This is a genomic window from Paenibacillus sp. CCS19, from assembly GCF_033239625.1.
Taxonomy (GTDB): Bacteria; Bacillota; Bacilli; order Paenibacillales; family Paenibacillaceae; genus Paenibacillus_T.
Window position 1 is genome coordinate 44,858 of sequence record NZ_BTCK01000040.1, and the last position, 15,570, is coordinate 60,427.

A 15,570-nucleotide genomic window follows, 5' to 3' on the forward strand; every position below is an offset into this window, starting at 1 on the left:
GCATGAAGTGCAGGCATCATGACTCTCTGTTATACCTGAACAAGCACGTGCGGCGGTTCGCCAAGCAGCGATAAGCGCAGTGCGCTCCATGCGGCACGGAGCGCTTCCTGCAGCGGCCAAGCCGCCGTTCCCGCCGCCATGACCGCAAGGCCATGACGATGCGTCAGCGACGCGCCGACGGTCAGCCCGTATTCGCTGCGCGCAGGCAGCGAAGCGACTGCTTCCCGCACGGCTTCCACCTGCTGAGCTCCAATTCGGTCGCCGAAAGCAAACAGCGTGCCGATATGAGTCGCGCCGCCCCAGCTTCCCGGCACATTCAGCCGCTGCATAGCAGGCTCGATCAATTGGCGCTGCGAGCCAATCAACTCCTCCCCGTACCGCACCGTGAGACGACTATCGAATCGATCATATAAGAACGTTTCGCCGCGCAGCGTACGCCCCGGACACCAGACATCCGCTTGCATCCACAAAGAACCTGGAGCAAGCCGTACTTCGGTATCGCTCCGCAATGCCGCCTGCTTATACAGCATAATCGGCTCCGGCATATGCTCCACGATCGCATTTTCCTCCAGCACGAATGACTGACGCAGCACCGCACCGCCCTTCGCTCCTGCCGGATGCACCTTGGTGTACGATTGATTCGTAAGGAACAACCGGCTGCCAGGACCGCAGTTCCACTCCAGCTCATATCGATCGCCGTCAAGAAGGCCAGGCGATACGTCCATCACAATGACACCCAGCCCTGCCTCAAGCGGAAAAGCTTTCGCAATCTTCAACGGCGCGGTATGGTACTTGTTCGTCATTACCGTTCGATTGCCATGCTGCTCGAAAGACGCTTGAAGCCTGGTCAGTCCCAGCGCGGCATCTTCGCGGGCCTTAGTGCGAGTGATCATGATCGTGATCGTGGTGATGATGGTCATGCGGCTTGTGCGCATGCGAATGTCCATCCGAATGTCCGTGCGAATGCTCAGCGCCTGCCGCATGCTCGTGATGTTCATGCGAATGCGCAAGCCCTTTGGCATGTGCGATCTCATGTTCCAGCCAATTTACAATGTCCTGCACGCCGCTCTCGCCAAGCAGGTTGGAGAAGATGAACGGACGTTCGCCGCGCATCCGCTTCGAATCGTCGCCCATGACACGAAGACTTGCGCCGACATGTGGAGCAAGGTCGATTTTGTTAATGACGAGCAGATCGGAACGCATAATGCCTGGGCCGCCTTTACGCGGAATTTTCTCGCCCTGCGCCACGTCGATAATGTAGATGAATCGGTCTGCCAGCTCGGGGCTGAACGCCGCCGCAAGATTGTCTCCGCCGCTCTCGATAAAAATAATATCAAGCGGCGAGAAGCGGCTCTCCAGCTCTTCGATCGCTTCGAAGTTCATCGAAGCATCCTCACGAACCGCCGTATGCGGGCAGCCGCCCGTCTCTACGCCAATGATTCGCTCTTCCGGCAATACGCCAGTCGCTGCGAGAATGCGGGCATCTTCCTTCGTATAAATATCATTCGTAATGACAGCTACGCTGTATTTGTTCTTCAGTTCTCTTGCAAGTCGTTCCACCAGCGCCGTCTTGCCCGAACCTACCGGACCTCCGATACCGATACGAATCGGACGGGAAGCATCGATCTCCGGCGTTACCCACTCATTATGACTATGACCTTGTCCTTGGCACATATAAAACCCTCCCATGAATGATCGAATTATGTTTAAGACATGAATAAACGCGAATAGAGCGTCTCATGCCGCATCATCGCCAGCTCCGCCAACGGCATATTGGAATAGGCTTCCTCCGGCTCTAAGCCTTCGGCAATCTTCCGCGCCTCTTCCGTAAGCGGCGTCAGACGCGCGATTAACCTCTGCCCTTCTGTCTGCCCGATCGACATGAGTCGAAGGGCGCTGTTGATGCAGGTAACGATGCATGCATACCAATAGCTCTCCATTGCCTGCTGCAGCGGTACGCCAAGCTGCCAGCAGATATATCCGTGCGCCATCGGATGCGTCGATAGGCAGCGGCCTGCGCGAGCCGCCTCCGTCACAGGCTGCCAGTTCAGACCGGGCCACATGTCGGCAGCAAGCTTCAGCAGCCGCTTGCCCATTTTCTCCACGCCCGACCTTGTTTCCGCCGCGAGCCGCTGCGTATGGACGAGCCGTTCCACTGCCCACACCCGTTCCCACTCGCCTGCGTCCGCATCGCGGTACACCGCCTTAATGACCATCGCATCGCTCGTCGCCCAGCTTTGCCGAAGCATCGTCTGCACATACGCCTCAAGCGCGCGGCTGTCGACCAGCTGTTCTTCCTGTACCATCGTCTCCAGCCCGAACGAGTGGGAGAAGCCGCCGATCGGCAGCGCGGAATCGAGGAGCTGCTGTAAGGCCAGCCAATGCCTAATCATGAATTAGAACAAGAAGTAGCGCTGCGCCATCGGCAGCACCTCGGCAGGTTCGCAGGTGACGGTTTCCCCGTCCACCGTTACCCGGTATGTCTCAGGGTCGACTTCAATGCGCGGCGTCGCATCGTTATGAATCATGTCCTTCTTCGAGATCGAGCGGCAGCCGCGAATCGGCTCCACTCGCTTCGTAAGACCAAGCCGTTCTTTGATCCCGCGGTCATAAGCAGCCTGCGAGACGAACGTAATCGAGCTGCTGGCGATCAGCTTCCCGAAGGAGGCGAACATCGGACGTCCCCACACCGGCTGCGGCGTCGGAATCGAGGCGTTCGGATCGCCCATCTGTGCATAGGCAATGCTGCCGCCTTTCAGCACCAGATCGGGCTTCACGCCGAAGAACATCGGCTGCCAAAGTACGAGATCTGCGAATTTGCCGTTCTCGATAGAGCCTACAAGATGCGATACGCCATGCGTAATCGCTGGATTAATCGTATATTTGGCGATATACCGCTTGATGCGATAGTTGTCGCTCTCTGTGTCGTCTGGCGCAAGCGGTCCGCGCTGGCGCTTCATTTTATCCGCGGTCTGCCAGGTTCGAATAACGACCTCGCCTACCCGGCCCATCGCCTGCGAGTCGGAGCTGATCATGCTGAATACGCCCATATCGTGCAAAATATCTTCCGCCGCAATCGTCTCCGGACGAATGCGCGAATCCGCGAAGGCGACATCCTCCGGAATTCGGCTGTCGAGGTGATGGCACACCATCAGCATATCGAGGTGCTCTTCGATCGTATTGACCGTGAACGGGCGTGTCGGATTCGTTGATGATGGCAAAACGTTCAGCTCGCCTGCCGCTCGGATAATATCCGGCGCATGGCCGCCGCCTGCCCCTTCAGTATGGTACGTATGAATCGTCCGACCCTTGAACGCGGCCAACGTGTCTTCGAGGAAGCCCGCTTCATTGAGCGTATCTGTATGAATCGCCACCTGCACATCGTATTGATCGGCCGCCTCTAAACAGACATCAATCGCTGCAGGCGTCGTCCCCCAGTCCTCGTGCAGCTTAAGGCCGATAGCGCCTGCCTCAATCTGCTCGACCAGCGGGCCGATGAAGGACGCATTCCCCTTGCCCGTTAAGCCGATGTTCATGGGGAAAGCTTCAATCGCCTCCAGCATGCGGGACAGATGCCACGCACCCGGCGTTACCGTCGTTGCGTTCGTTCCGGTAGCCGGCCCCGTACCCCCGCCGATCATCGTCGTAACGCCGGAAGACAGCGCCGTCTCGATCTGCTGCGGACAGATGAAGTGGATGTGCGAATCGATTCCGCCCGCCGTAACGATTCGACCCTCGCCTGCTATGATCTCGGTGCTTGCGCCCGCGATCATGCCCGGCGTAACGCCGTCCATAATGTCGGGATTGCCCGCCTTGCCGATGCCAACGATATGGCCATCCTTAATCCCGATATCAGCCTTCACAATGCCCCAATGATCAATGATGACGGCATTCGTGATGAGCGTATCGAGCACGCCTTCTTCGCGAAGGGCTCCGCTTGATTGTCCCATGCCGTCACGGATGACTTTGCCGCCGCCGAATTTGCACTCGTCGCCATATACGGTATAGTCCTTCTCAATGCGCGCCCACAGCTCCGTATCCGCCAGCCGCACCGCATCGCCAGTTGTAGGGCCGAACATTTGGGCATAGCTGCTTCGATCCATGCTGCTCATTCCACGCCCTCCTCCCACGTCTTGAGTCTTGTGCTGACTTCGATGCTCATCTCACCGCGAACCGCCTCGCCCAGCGTCAGTCCATTGAGCCCGAATGAACGCTTTGCGCCACCTAGCTCAACGAGCTGGATCGGCTTCTCCTCGCCTGGCTCGAAACGAACCGCCGTCCCGGCCGGGATATTCAACCGCATGCCGAACGCTGCTCTGCGGTCGAAACGTAATGCACGATTCACCTCAAAAAAATGAAAATGCGATCCGACCTGCACCGGCCGGTCACCTGTATTCACGACCAGCAGCTCAGCCGTCTGGCGGCCTGCATTCAGTTCAATTCGACCGCTTGCTGTCCGATATTCGCCTGGAATCATCGCTTCACTCTCCTATCGGATGGTGGACGGTCACAAGCTTCGTCCCGTCAGGGAATGTCGCTTCTACCTGCACCTCATGGATCATCTCAGCGATCCCTTCCATCACTTGCGAACGTGTCAGGATCGTGGTGCCATACGTCATTAATTGCGCGACTGTCATTCCATCGCGAGCGCCTTCCATAATTTCAGATGTGAGAAGCGCGATGCTTTCTGGGTAATTCAGCTTTACACCTCGCTGCATTCGCCGACGCGCCAGATCGGCAGCTACCGTAATGAGCAATTTGTCCTTCTCGCGTTCTGTCAGTTGCATCCTAACACCTCTCCACTCGCATTCATGGCATATATTCGTATAACCAAGGAATAACTTACCAACATTATAGTAGCCCCACACCAATGTGTAAACAGTTTTGTGTTAGGTTTTCTAACATAATGTTTGTTGTAAGAGACTTTTTAGTTTCGAACCGCCATTTAATGTTCGAATTCCTGACACAACCTTTCTTCCTCACTCCAATCAACCACTATGAAAAAGCCAGCTCTCCTAAGAGAACTGGCTTCTATGTAACAGATTGTACTACTATTATAATTGATCTGCCTGACGCTCCCTGAAGAATGAATTTCTATCAACTCGCATTCGGACTTGTCTCAATCCAATATTCTACGATTTACTTCCCGATTATCCATACTTACGACGGTTTGGCATCACTCTCCTCTAGCATCGGTACTGCGATCCGTATTATGATCAGACCAGCAAGCAAGACCTTTCCTCGTTTGTTCCTTGAATCGACATCTCATTAACGATATTTGTCAATTTTATAGACTTTCCTTAACATTTCGACTGCTGCAAGAGCCGATTGAACCATACGTTGCTGTGGTCACGAACCTATCGTTGTGGTAAACTATTTGCTATGGACAAACTCATGGGAGGGACTTCAATGTCGGCATCTAAAAACAAAATGCGTTCCGATATGATCAAAAAAGGCTTTGACCGTGCACCTCACCGCAGCTTGCTGCGTGCGGCAGGCGTCAAAGAGGAAGACTTCGGCAAACCATTCATCGCAGTCTGCAACTCGTACATCGACATCGTTCCAGGACATGTGCACTTGCAAGAATTCGGCAAGATCGTTAAAGAAGCGATCCGCGAAGCTGGCGGCGTTCCATTCGAATTCAACACAATCGGCGTAGACGACGGTATCGCAATGGGCCACATCGGCATGCGTTACTCGCTCGCAAGCCGCGAGATTATTGCTGACTCCGTTGAGACGGTAGTTAACGCTCACTGGTTCGACGGCATGGTCTGTATCCCGAACTGTGACAAAATTACGCCAGGCATGATGATGGCAGCGCTGCGCATCAACATTCCGACGATCTTCGTAAGCGGCGGCCCAATGAAAGCGGGCAAAACGTCCGACGGCCGTTCGATCTCGCTGTCCAGCGTATTCGAGGGCGTTGGCGCATTCCAATCCGGCAAAATCGACGAGAAGAGCCTGACAGAACTTGAGCAATTCGGCTGCCCAACTTGCGGTTCGTGCTCCGGCATGTTCACGGCGAACTCGATGAACTGCTTGGCTGAAGCGCTTGGCCTTGCACTGCCAGGCAACGGTACGATTCTTGCCGTTGCACCGGAACGCAAAGAATTCGTGAAACAATCCGCTCGCCAGCTCATGGAGCTGATCAAGCAGGATATCAAGCCTTGCGATATCGTAACGAAAGAAGCAATCGACAACGCATTCGCAGTCGACATGGCGATGGGCGGTTCGACGAACACGGTTCTTCACACGCTCGCACTGGCTCACGAAGCTGGCATCGACTACCCGATCGAACGCATTAACGAAGTCGCTAACCGCGTGCCGCATCTGGCGAAGATCGCACCGGCATCGGATTGGCATATCGAAGACGTTCACAACGCAGGCGGCGTAAGCGCCGTTCTGAACGAGCTGTTCAAGAAGGAAGGCGCACTGCACGGCGAGACTCTCACGGTAACAGGCAAGACGCTTCGCGAGAACGTTGCCGGCTGCGACATTCTGAATACAGAAGTTATTCATACGCTTGACAACCCGCACACCGAGCGCGGCGGTCTGGCTGTCCTGTTCGGCAACATCGCACCAGGCGGCGCAATCGTTAAAGTCGGCGCTGTCGACAAATCGGTTGGCGGCTATCATAAAGGTCCTGCGATCTGCTTCGATTCGCAAGAAGATTGCCTCGCCGGCATCGCGAACGGCAAGATCAAAGAAGGCCACGTAGTTGTTATCCGTTATGAAGGACCGAAGGGCGGCCCTGGCATGCCAGAGATGCTTGCACCTACGTCCCAAATCATGGGTATGGGTCTCGGCGCGAAGGTTGGCCTGATTACAGACGGCCGTTTCTCCGGCGCATCCCGCGGCATCTCCATCGGTCACATCTCGCCGGAGGCAGCTGAAGGCGGCCCGCTCGCATTCGTTCGCGACGGCGAAGAGATCGAACTCGACCTGAACAACCGTACGATCAACCTGCTCATCGATGAAGAAGAGCTTGAGCGTCGTAAGGCAGAATGGCAAGGTTTCGAGCCGAAAGTAACGAAGGGTTACCTCGCTCGTTACTCCAAGCTTGTTACGAACGCAAGCAACGGCGCGGTTCTGAAAGCTTAATTTCATTCCGAATAACAAGAGGGGTTGTCCAGCAATTGGACAACCCCTCTTTTATTATTTTGAAAATAATAATGACCGAACAACAAACAATACAACATATCCGATCAAGAAGCCGAGGACATTGAGAATGATGTCATCGACATCGAACATCCCACGTTTCGTTACAAGCTGCAGCATCTCCAGCAGCGTGATCACCGCGGCGAACACGAACGTCCATACAATGGGATTCAGCCTTGCCGATAATGGCAGCAGAAGACCAAACGGTATGAATGGGATCACGTTGCCGAAAAGATTAAGCACCGCTGGTCCGCGGGCTTCCCGTGCAATGCCTACAAAATGATTGATCGTATCAAATGGTATGAAGTTATATCGGTAATCTGTGAAATGTGCTCGGTTGAACGCAAAAAACATCCAGTACACCAGCACACAGCCATACAGTATCGTCAGTCCTGCCACCATGCTTCTGCCGCTCCTTGATGCCACTTCTACTCTCACCCTCCCCCCCCGCTTAATTCGGCGCAGAAGAGCCTCCGAAATAGAGCGATGATTGCTGCATCATTTCTTTGTTCCGCTTCTCAATGATTGCATCAAACGTGTCCATCGTACATCCCCTCAATACTTACCACAATTTCCCTAAATAAAAACCGGCACATCGAAAAATGCTGCATTCTCGATATACCGGCACGATTATGGATGCCTAACGTATTAATTTGTTATACTGTATCGTTGTATTACCTGCCAGCCTTGCCAGCAAGCGAACCTTCAAGGCGATCAAAATCCAGCTCGAGCTCCTGCGGCGCTTGAACGGTGCTCTGCATCGTTGAATGAGGTTTCTCCTCTGCTTCAACCTTCTTACTTGCTGCCCCCTTCGATTGTGTAGAAGCAAGCTTCAGCAGCTCTTGAATGGGGTAAGTCAGAATATGCGGCCTCATCTCTACCGCAGGACGGCTGCTCCGCTTATCCGATTCCGCATGCTTAGCCGTCGGCGTCAATACGCGCATAAGCACCTTTAGATAAAGCTTGGACATGGACGCGAATAGCCCTGCCGGCAGTTCATGAACACTGAAGCCAAGCTTGGTAGCTCCCCGATGAATCATGGTGACGCCGTAGAGTGTTTTGGCTTCCCTTGCCTTGGGATCACGAGAGAGCACTTCTGCTATCGTTGGCAGCTGCTTCTCTACCATGCGAACAAGCCTGATTGCAGCTGCAATCGGCGAAGCTGATTTGTGTGCGATCTCGGCCAGCACTTTATTATCGAAGTGCAATTCTACGATGGAATCACCATTCAGTAATGTCTGGCCACTGCCAATGTCAAGGGAAGCGCCATGATATTGGATCAAACGATAATGGAAGGATGGACTAGGCGAGCCGATCGGTTTCGTGCGGAAAACACGGTGGAACAGACCTTCCCAACGGAGCCACAGCCAGATCAACACTCGCTTGAATCGGCTTGGCACCAGCCCAATTGTCTTATCTGTCAATGCGATCATCTCATCGATACCGACAAATTGAAAACCTCGGCGTTCTCCCTCTGTCAAATATCCTTCGAGCGCTTTAATCATATTCTCAGGAGCTCGTTCATCCGCACCTGGTGTCATCCCGCAATCGTGGAGCAGCAGAACCTCTCCTGGACGCATCTTCTTCATCATTCGTTGACGAAGTCGGTCTACTCCCTGCCGATATCTCCAATCGCCGAATATGCCCGACCACAAAATAATTTGTAAATTGCCCAGGGAATAATCGAACGCATTCACGATGCCCCATGGCGGACGATAGTAAACGGCGTCTTGACCGGTTGCGCTTTTAATAATTTCTTGCGTCCGGCGAATATGCCACTTCACCGTCTTCGGCCGCATTAACCAGTTCGTTTTGTGCTCGTAATTATGAATGCCGATGACATGGCCCTCTTCGTGCATGCGTCTCAACAATTCCGGATGCTTCTCCGCATGTGCTCCGACGACGAAGAACGTCGCTTTGGCGTTGAATCGCTTCAACAAGTCGAGCAGCAGCGGCGTATAGCGCGGATCCGGACCATCATCGAATGTAAGTGCAATTTCACGCTTAACGCGTCCTCGCTTGAATGCGCGGAAGCCGAACATTCGGCTGACTAACCCAGGGAGAAAAGCGTAGAAGGTCAGCGCGTAGAACAATAACAGCAATAAATTTTGCATAGCTTATTCCCACCAGATTCAATATGTAGTTCGTGTATACCTAGCGAAAGCCCACTATTTATTGTAACATACGTTCAGCATAAATAGGCATCAAAATGCGAAGTGTAGTACAATGGAAGAAGTATGTTATCCTTCATTACCAGTAATATACAATTCAAGCTTGCTAGGCATATAGATGAACCTATTAGATGAAAGGGAGCTGCTCTAATGATTGTGTTTTACAAAAAATATTGGAGGACCGCCTTCGATATCGCCCTCATCGCTTTGACCGTTTACTTAACCATGTTTGCTTTCAGCTATTTGTATAAGCTCGCGACTCCCGTATTCTTATCATTCTTTATTTATCTATTCATTGAGCCGCCTGCACGCTGGCTGAATAAGCTCGGCATGAAGAAATCGATCGCTTCCGCAATCAGCGTTTTATTGTTCACACTCGTTATAATAAGTATCTTCCTCGGGGCAGGTTTTATTATTGCCGACCAAGCGAATCGGCTCATTGCGAATTTGCCCAAATATCAACAGTTACTGCGCGAACAAGTCGAAGCCCATTCGGACTGGATCTCCTCCCAGGTGGACAGCATGCCGCCTGACATCCTAAGCCAGTTTGATAAAGTGGTTGATTATGTCACAAGTAAAGGTTCATCGATTGCACAATCCTTCTTAATCACAATAACGAACTATTTAACCAGCTTCTCGGCTTTCATCTTCAATTTCTCGATCGGCATCATCCTGGCTTACTTCTTGAGCGTTGAGATTAAGGATTGGAAGCGTACAGCGGCTGAGAAAACACCGAAGACGTTCAAAATCGCATTCGAGTTTCTGCGTGACAACGTATTTAAAGGTATCGGCGCTTATTTGAAGTCACAGCTTAAGCTGATCTCCATCACATTCGCCGTTATCTTCGTTTCGCTGCTGCTGCTCGGCGTGCAGAACGCCTTCACGATCGCTGTCGTCAGCGGGATATTCGATGTGCTGCCGCTGCTTGGCGTCGGCACTGTGTTCGTGCCGTGGATTATTTATTTGTTCGTCGTCGGCCATACGTCGCTCGCAATCTGGGTGTCCGTCCTGTTCCTCGTCGTTGTATTGGCTCGTCAGATTCTTGAACCGAAGATAACAGGTGACACGCTTGGCGTTTCGGCTTTCACCATGCTCACCTTCATGATTATTTCGCTTTCGTTGTTCGGCATCGCCGGTGTTATCCTGTCCCCGATTCTGATCATTCTGATTAAGGCGTTATACGATCAACGGTACTTCCATCGTTGGATTCGAACACCGCAGGGCGAGTTCGACAACAATAGTACCGAGATAGAGCCTGAGAGTCCCCCTATTGAAAATTAAAAAAAAGCCGCCCTACGACAAGCGTTTCCATGCAACGCTTGTCGTAGGGCGGCTTTTATTGTGAGTAAAGGAGAGAAAACATAGATGTATGCGACTTATCACGGACTTGTAAGTCTGGGATTGTTCTCTCAAGTCACATTACAGAACGATCAATATCGTTGTGCTTTCGACAAGCTGCGACTCGGAAAATTAACAATTACCATTAATACATCACGTTCATGTTTTTTCATGAAACAAAGCTAATGTAGTTCTTGCATCTGCTATGGCTTCTAATAATGATTTACCTAATTGATCCGTTATTGATACGATATCTTCTTCGTCTGTTGGTGTGTTCAAGATCGTAAAAACATCAGGTCTCGGTTGATGTATTTGTTTAAGTAGACGTGAAATGGCATTAATCGAGTAATGTGCGCTTCTTAAACTACGAATAACACGCAGCTGTTCAAGTTCCCGTTCCCCGTATGCCCGATCACCATTGTCCATTCTCGGAACGGTGATAAGTCCGTTGCGTTCCCAATTACGTACAGTTTCGGATGTGGCGTCCAAAAGTAGTGCCACTTCCTTTCGAGAATATGTGCGTGTACTGACAGTAGGAAGTTTTCTCAACCATTTCTCAACAACATCTGTTGCAGATAAGGCGTGAACGTATTCGCGTTCTAGATTGATGAGGTAGTTTTTTGTTAGTTTTTCAGCATTCGCATAATCTTCTTTTCCGCAGGCATACACAATTGCACGCGCCCTTTTACGAAAATCCCCTTGCACAATCTCACACCGAAACAGTGTTCTTGCGATCTTTAACTGAAATAAATGGTCGTCTGAATAGATACGATAGCCATTTGCTTTCCTTGGCACATGTGAAATAAAACCCCATTTCTCATAAATGCGCACTGTGTTAGGGTGTACCCCAACCATTGCTGCGATTTCTGCTGTATTGTACACCCGACGCACCCTACTTCCATTTAAAAAATTTAATTGTTCCCCACATTCCGATTACGATGCATAGACCTAAAACCACGATATGAAAGAGTCCAGCTGTTATAGCCTCTCCGGTAGTTGCCTGCTTTAATAAGTGAATCCCATGAGAAAGCGGCATTATATCCATCAACCACTGAAAGAATCGAGGCATGGCTTCATACGGGATCGTTGCTCCTGAAAATAGTAACATTGAGAAATAAGCAATAGAGCTCCATATATTTGCTGACTTTTGGTCAGGCACTACACTTCCAATAAAAATTCCGATACTATACATTGCTGTAATGACAAAACAGTAAGTCAGAAGAAATACCAACCAAGAGCCTTTTAATTCATAATCAAATAATAAGTAGTAAACAAGCGTGACACCGATAAAGGAGACGAGAGCTGAAGAAAGCTGAATCAGTCCTTGGGCAAATAAAATTTGGAGAGGGGACACAGGTGTCACTTGGAATCGTTTTAGAATCCCTCGGTGGCGGTAATCTGCAATGGTTAGTGGGACACCCATAACACCCGTTGCTAGTACTCCAATTGTAATTACAGCTGCGTATGATAGTTCAAAATTAGAAGCACCCGTTAGATCATCCTTACTTAGTAGATAGCCAAATAAGGCGGCTAATATAATCGGAAAGCAAACCCCAAAAATCAGAATATCAATGCCCTTCCAAACCAGCTTACCCTCAATTTTTAAAAAGGTTAAAAATGTACGCATAACTCGTCCTCCTCGCCTGCAAAATAAAGGTACGCGCTTTCCATCGAGGGCTTATTGCTTGTACAGATCGCCTCTTGGATTGTCCCATGAAAGACGGTCTTGCCTTCCTTCAAAATCAAGATCTTGTCGCATAACGCCTCAACCTCGTCCATGTAGTGTGATGTCAGGACAATTGCCAGCCCATTTTCCTTCATCTCTAAAAGCTGTTTCCAAAGCATTCGTCGAGCCCTTGTATCTAGTCCTGTTGTTAGCTCATCTAGGAAAACAAGCTTAGGATTAGAAATTAAAGCCAGCAACACCGCTAAGCGTTGGCGTTCCCCCCCTGAAAGAGACTTTACAAGTTGCGTTTCCTTTCCAACCAGACCGAGTCTTTGTAAGAGCTGAGGTACATCAGCAGTTGTGTTATAAAGCGATTCCCACTGCTCGCATGCCTCGCTCACCGTTAATTTATCTTGGAAATTGGTTTCTTGAAACTGTACACCCACCTCTTGAAAAACTTCCTTTCGATGAAGAATTGGTGATTTGCCGAGCATGTTAAGCTCTTTGTAATTACTCTTCACAATCCCAAGCACTGCTGCAATTGTAGACGATTTGCCTGCACCATTTGCTCCTAGTAACCCAATTACCTCGCCGGCCTTGACGTTAAAACTAATGTTTTCAACAGCTTCTTTAGTGCCATATGCGACTGATAAGTTTTTGACGGTTAAGATCATGTTTGTTTCCTCCTCTTTGACTTACAAAGCCACTATAACAAAGAGACCAAGGGGTGGTGTTACATTGGAGGCTTTGCGGTTAACAAGAAAAAAACCATCGTCACAATGAAGACGATGGTTTTCTACTTTGTTTGCTGCGCTTCTATATATTTGTTTATTTTATCCGACGGATTATCATACACGCATCGCGCTCTAATTCCGTCAAAGGAAACTAAACGTCAGACATTTGTGCTTTAATCCCAGAGTAATTCAATTGTTTCAATGGTAAGTTTTTCCATTTTCACCCCTTTACTGTTTCGAAGCTGCAATATCTAATATGGCGCGAAACAACTTCGTCGCTTCATTCGCACTGTTAGGGGTACGATTCTCCGCTAATACGGCGATTGCATATTTGGGGGACTTCAAGGGTCCGTAGCCGATGAACCATTGATTCACACGATCTACACCGTCGTGAATGACTTGTGCAGTCCCTGATTTGCCTGCCGCATCCCATTCACCGTTCTGGATCGATCGTCCGGTTCCTATTTGGACAACTAACTGCATTCCCTCCATCAGCTCATGCGCCGTGGCAGGCGACAATCTGCCGAGCGGCGAAGCCGCTTCATGCGGAGGAATCGATACGAGCCGTTGACCGTTCGCATAGCGAATCTCTCGTACGATGCGCGGTTCTACAACATGGCCCATATTCACAATCGTAGCGATCATATTCGCAGCTTGTAGCGGCGAAATCCGTACATCCCGTTGGCCGATGCCCGTCTGGGCCATGACCCCTCCATCAACCGTTGTTTGTTTACGAGCGTAAATTTGACCCGCTTCTTCTTCCTCCAACAGTCGAATAGGTCCTGTAAGCGGGCCAACCGACTGCTCCGAATGCCAGCCAATCTGCCGGCCAATGCCGAGTCGGAATGCCGTGTCCGCGAGCTGTTGTGCGGTTAATCGTTCTGCTATAGCGGCGAATACAATGTTGCATGACTTGGCCAGCCCCTCTCGAAGCGTTAGATCTCCATGTCCCCCTGCCTTCCAGTCGGACAAACCATAACGTCCGTATTCTCCATTGCAGTGGAACGTTTCGGATGGCACAGACACACCTGCTTCTAGTGCAGCCGCTTCCGTCACCAGTTTGAATATTGAGCCTGGTTCAACTGCACGAATAGCATGATTCGCTGTCGCCGAAGAGGAGGCGTCTACCTGCTCCGGATTTAAGCGGGGCCTTGAAACCATCGTAACAATATCGCGGGTGGCCAAATCCAATACGACTATCGCGCCCTGCTTCAATCCGCTTCGATCCGCATACGCCTCAATCTCTGCTTGCAGCGACGCATCCAACGTCGTTACAACTTGAAGAGGGTACAAACGGTTAACAGGAGCCGTCACACGCACATCCAACCCTTGCAGCGGCTGACCATACGCATCGGTATAATAGGAAGCTGTCGTCTGTCCGTCCCCTCTCAGCAGCCGATCAAGGGAACGCTCTAATCCAGCTCCCCCAATAATGGAGTTAAGCTTCAGCTCTCCTGTTGCATACTCATGTCCATATACCGACTTAATCCGTTCAGGATGCTGACTAATATAACCAATTGTTTGCGAAGCGATATAAGGCGCCTTGTATCGCAGCCGATACGGTACAACACGCACGCCGTTCACATGGATAGTCTTTAATTCCTCGAGCTGTTTATCCGTAAGCGCATGCGGATGTCCGCCGCCGTCTTCCAGCCAGTAGCCAGGCTCCTTTAGCTCTTTCAAATGAGCTTGAAGTTGCTGCACAGACACTTCTAGCACTGCTGCAAGCCGGCTCAATTGTTTCAGCTCTCCACGCTGCCCAGCCGGCACAGGGAATAACCCAAGCGCTTCAATGGATTGTCCTGTCAGCGGAACACCATTCCGATCAAAAAATTCCCCGCGCCCCGCATCGATGACAAGCTCCTTGTCACGCTGCTCGACAGCCTGTCGCGCGACCATTCGGTCCCCCGACTTCGACCTCGGCCACAGCTCCATCACACTCAATCTCCACTCAAATATGCCGAATAACACCGTCATCGCTACTGCAATCCCTATCAGTCGTCTACGCAAAACAACCGTTGCCCCCGCTTCATCCTTTCAGTGTTAGTCATTATTGCCGTTTTCTACCCGCCTAAGTCCTCCCTGCAAGGTAGGACCCGAGGGGCTGTGCCCCTTGGACCCCCATCCTTTTCTATCAATGACTGCGTCGCTTATAAACCATTTATTTCTATCGATGACTGCGTCGCTTATAAACCATTTTTTTCTACCGATGACTGCGTCGCTTATAAACCAATTGTTCTACCCACCTAAATCCTCCCTGCTAGGGAGGACCCCATGGGACTCCCGTCCCCTGGACCCCGGAACAACCGTGTGATCGCCTTATGGTGATGCTGAGTTACTCCGTGCTGAGAGTCGTGTACCCTGTAGGGTACAACTCTTGTTCGTGGTGGTAAGGGGCTGCGCCCCTTGGCCCCCTATTCTTGACTGCGTCGCTTATAAACCAATTGTTCTACCCACCTAAATCCTCCCTGTTAGGGAGGACCCCATGGGACTCCCGTCCCCT

General features: G+C 51.0%; 14 protein-coding genes. 2 read left to right on the forward strand and 12 right to left on the reverse strand.

The features are described 5' to 3' along the window. Window positions 1-29: 29 nt before the first annotated feature. The 6 genes from SBI19_RS22755 to SBI19_RS22780 are packed head-to-tail and all read right to left on the reverse strand — an operon-like array spanning window position 30 to window position 4,787. The gene (locus SBI19_RS22755) at window positions 30-983 is read right to left on the reverse strand and encodes an urease accessory protein UreD (RefSeq protein WP_317971832.1); all 954 of its coding nucleotides are present in this window, start codon (window positions 981-983) and stop codon (window positions 30-32) included. After that, window positions 877-1,674 carry an urease accessory protein UreG gene (gene ureG / locus SBI19_RS22760; RefSeq protein ID WP_317971820.1) on the reverse strand — a complete coding sequence of 266 codons (798 nt, stop codon included), beginning with the start codon at window positions 1,672-1,674 and terminating at the stop codon, window positions 877-879. The genes SBI19_RS22755 and ureG overlap by 107 nt, the downstream gene beginning before the upstream one ends. Before the next feature lie 32 nt (window positions 1,675-1,706). Then, window positions 1,707-2,393: an urease accessory protein UreF gene (locus tag SBI19_RS22765; protein ID WP_317971821.1), complete on the reverse strand. Its 687-nt coding sequence runs from the start codon at window positions 2,391-2,393 to the stop codon at window positions 1,707-1,709. Window positions 2,394-2,396: 3 nt separating this feature from the next. Further along, window positions 2,397-4,112, reverse strand: coding sequence for an urease subunit alpha (gene ureC / locus SBI19_RS22770; RefSeq protein WP_317971822.1), 1,716 nt, complete (start codon window positions 4,110-4,112; stop codon window positions 2,397-2,399). Further along, a complete protein-coding gene (locus SBI19_RS22775; protein WP_317971823.1) occupies window positions 4,109-4,477 on the reverse strand; it encodes an urease subunit beta in 369 nt (122 codons plus the stop codon). Before SBI19_RS22775 ends, ureC begins: the two co-directional genes overlap by 4 nt. 4 nt (window positions 4,478-4,481) lie before the next feature. Next, entirely contained in the window at window positions 4,482-4,787 is a 306-nt protein-coding gene (locus SBI19_RS22780; RefSeq protein ID WP_317971824.1) for an urease subunit gamma, read from the reverse strand. A gap of 643 nt (window positions 4,788-5,430) precedes the next feature. On the opposite strand from SBI19_RS22780, the gene ilvD reads away from it, so the two are divergent. Continuing rightward, window positions 5,431-7,101: a dihydroxy-acid dehydratase gene (ilvD, locus tag SBI19_RS22785; RefSeq protein WP_317971833.1), complete on the forward strand. Its 1,671-nt coding sequence runs from the start codon at window positions 5,431-5,433 to the stop codon at window positions 7,099-7,101. 54 nt (window positions 7,102-7,155) lie between these two features. Here the strand turns inward: ilvD and SBI19_RS22790 are convergent, their stop codons facing one another. Beyond that, complete coding sequence (locus SBI19_RS22790; RefSeq protein ID WP_317971825.1) at window positions 7,156-7,596, reverse strand: VanZ family protein; 441 nt, start codon at window positions 7,594-7,596, stop codon at window positions 7,156-7,158. Window positions 7,597-7,832: 236 nt separating this feature from the next. Further along, window positions 7,833-9,272, reverse strand: coding sequence for a polysaccharide deacetylase family protein (locus SBI19_RS22795; RefSeq protein WP_317971826.1), 1,440 nt, complete (start codon window positions 9,270-9,272; stop codon window positions 7,833-7,835). A 207-nt stretch (window positions 9,273-9,479) separates the two neighbouring features. Between SBI19_RS22795 and SBI19_RS22800 the strand changes: the two genes are divergently transcribed. Next, window positions 9,480-10,610 carry an AI-2E family transporter gene (locus tag SBI19_RS22800; RefSeq protein WP_317971827.1) on the forward strand — a complete coding sequence of 377 codons (1,131 nt, stop codon included), beginning with the start codon at window positions 9,480-9,482 and terminating at the stop codon, window positions 10,608-10,610. A gap of 216 nt (window positions 10,611-10,826) precedes the next feature. Here SBI19_RS22800 and SBI19_RS22805 read toward each other — a convergent pair whose 3' ends face one another. The 4 genes from SBI19_RS22805 to SBI19_RS22820 form a co-directional block, all read right to left on the reverse strand. After that, window positions 10,827-11,549, reverse strand: coding sequence for a MerR family transcriptional regulator (locus SBI19_RS22805; protein WP_317971828.1), 723 nt, complete (start codon window positions 11,547-11,549; stop codon window positions 10,827-10,829). A 10-nt stretch (window positions 11,550-11,559) separates the two neighbouring features. Beyond that, window positions 11,560-12,294, reverse strand: coding sequence for an ABC transporter permease (locus SBI19_RS22810; protein WP_317971829.1), 735 nt, complete (start codon window positions 12,292-12,294; stop codon window positions 11,560-11,562). Then, entirely contained in the window at window positions 12,279-13,007 is a 729-nt protein-coding gene (locus tag SBI19_RS22815) for an ABC transporter ATP-binding protein (protein ID WP_317971830.1), read from the reverse strand. The genes SBI19_RS22810 and SBI19_RS22815 overlap by 16 nt, the downstream gene beginning before the upstream one ends. Window positions 13,008-13,295: 288 nt before the next feature. After that, window positions 13,296-15,077: a peptidoglycan D,D-transpeptidase FtsI family protein gene (locus SBI19_RS22820; RefSeq protein WP_317971831.1), complete on the reverse strand. Its 1,782-nt coding sequence runs from the start codon at window positions 15,075-15,077 to the stop codon at window positions 13,296-13,298. Window positions 15,078-15,570: the final 493 nt, after the last annotated feature.

Bases quoted from the DNA above. Each gene is read 5' to 3' on its own strand.
- ureC (WP_317971822.1), bottom strand. From the start codon at position 4,112: ATGAGCAGCATGGATCGAAGCAGCTATGCCCAAATGTTCGGCCCTACA.
- SBI19_RS22800 (WP_317971827.1), top strand. From the start codon at position 9,480: ATGATTGTGTTTTACAAAAAATATTGGAGGACCGCCTTCGATATCGCC.
- SBI19_RS22810 (WP_317971829.1), bottom strand. From the start codon at position 12,294: ATGCGTACATTTTTAACCTTTTTAAAAATTGAGGGTAAGCTGGTTTGG.
- SBI19_RS22815 (WP_317971830.1), bottom strand. From the start codon at position 13,007: ATGATCTTAACCGTCAAAAACTTATCAGTCGCATATGGCACTAAAGAA.
- SBI19_RS22795 (WP_317971826.1), bottom strand. From the start codon at position 9,272: ATGCAAAATTTATTGCTGTTATTGTTCTACGCGCTGACCTTCTACGCT.
- SBI19_RS22775 (WP_317971823.1), bottom strand. From the start codon at position 4,477: ATGATTCCAGGCGAATATCGGACAGCAAGCGGTCGAATTGAACTGAAT.
- ilvD (WP_317971833.1), top strand. From the start codon at position 5,431: ATGCGTTCCGATATGATCAAAAAAGGCTTTGACCGTGCACCTCACCGC.
- SBI19_RS22765 (WP_317971821.1), bottom strand. From the start codon at position 2,393: ATGATTAGGCATTGGCTGGCCTTACAGCAGCTCCTCGATTCCGCGCTG.
- SBI19_RS22780 (WP_317971824.1), bottom strand. From the start codon at position 4,787: ATGCAACTGACAGAACGCGAGAAGGACAAATTGCTCATTACGGTAGCT.
- SBI19_RS22755 (WP_317971832.1), bottom strand. From the start codon at position 983: ATGCGGCAGGCGCTGAGCATTCGCACGGACATTCGGATGGACATTCGC.
- ureG (WP_317971820.1), bottom strand. From the start codon at position 1,674: ATGTGCCAAGGACAAGGTCATAGTCATAATGAGTGGGTAACGCCGGAG.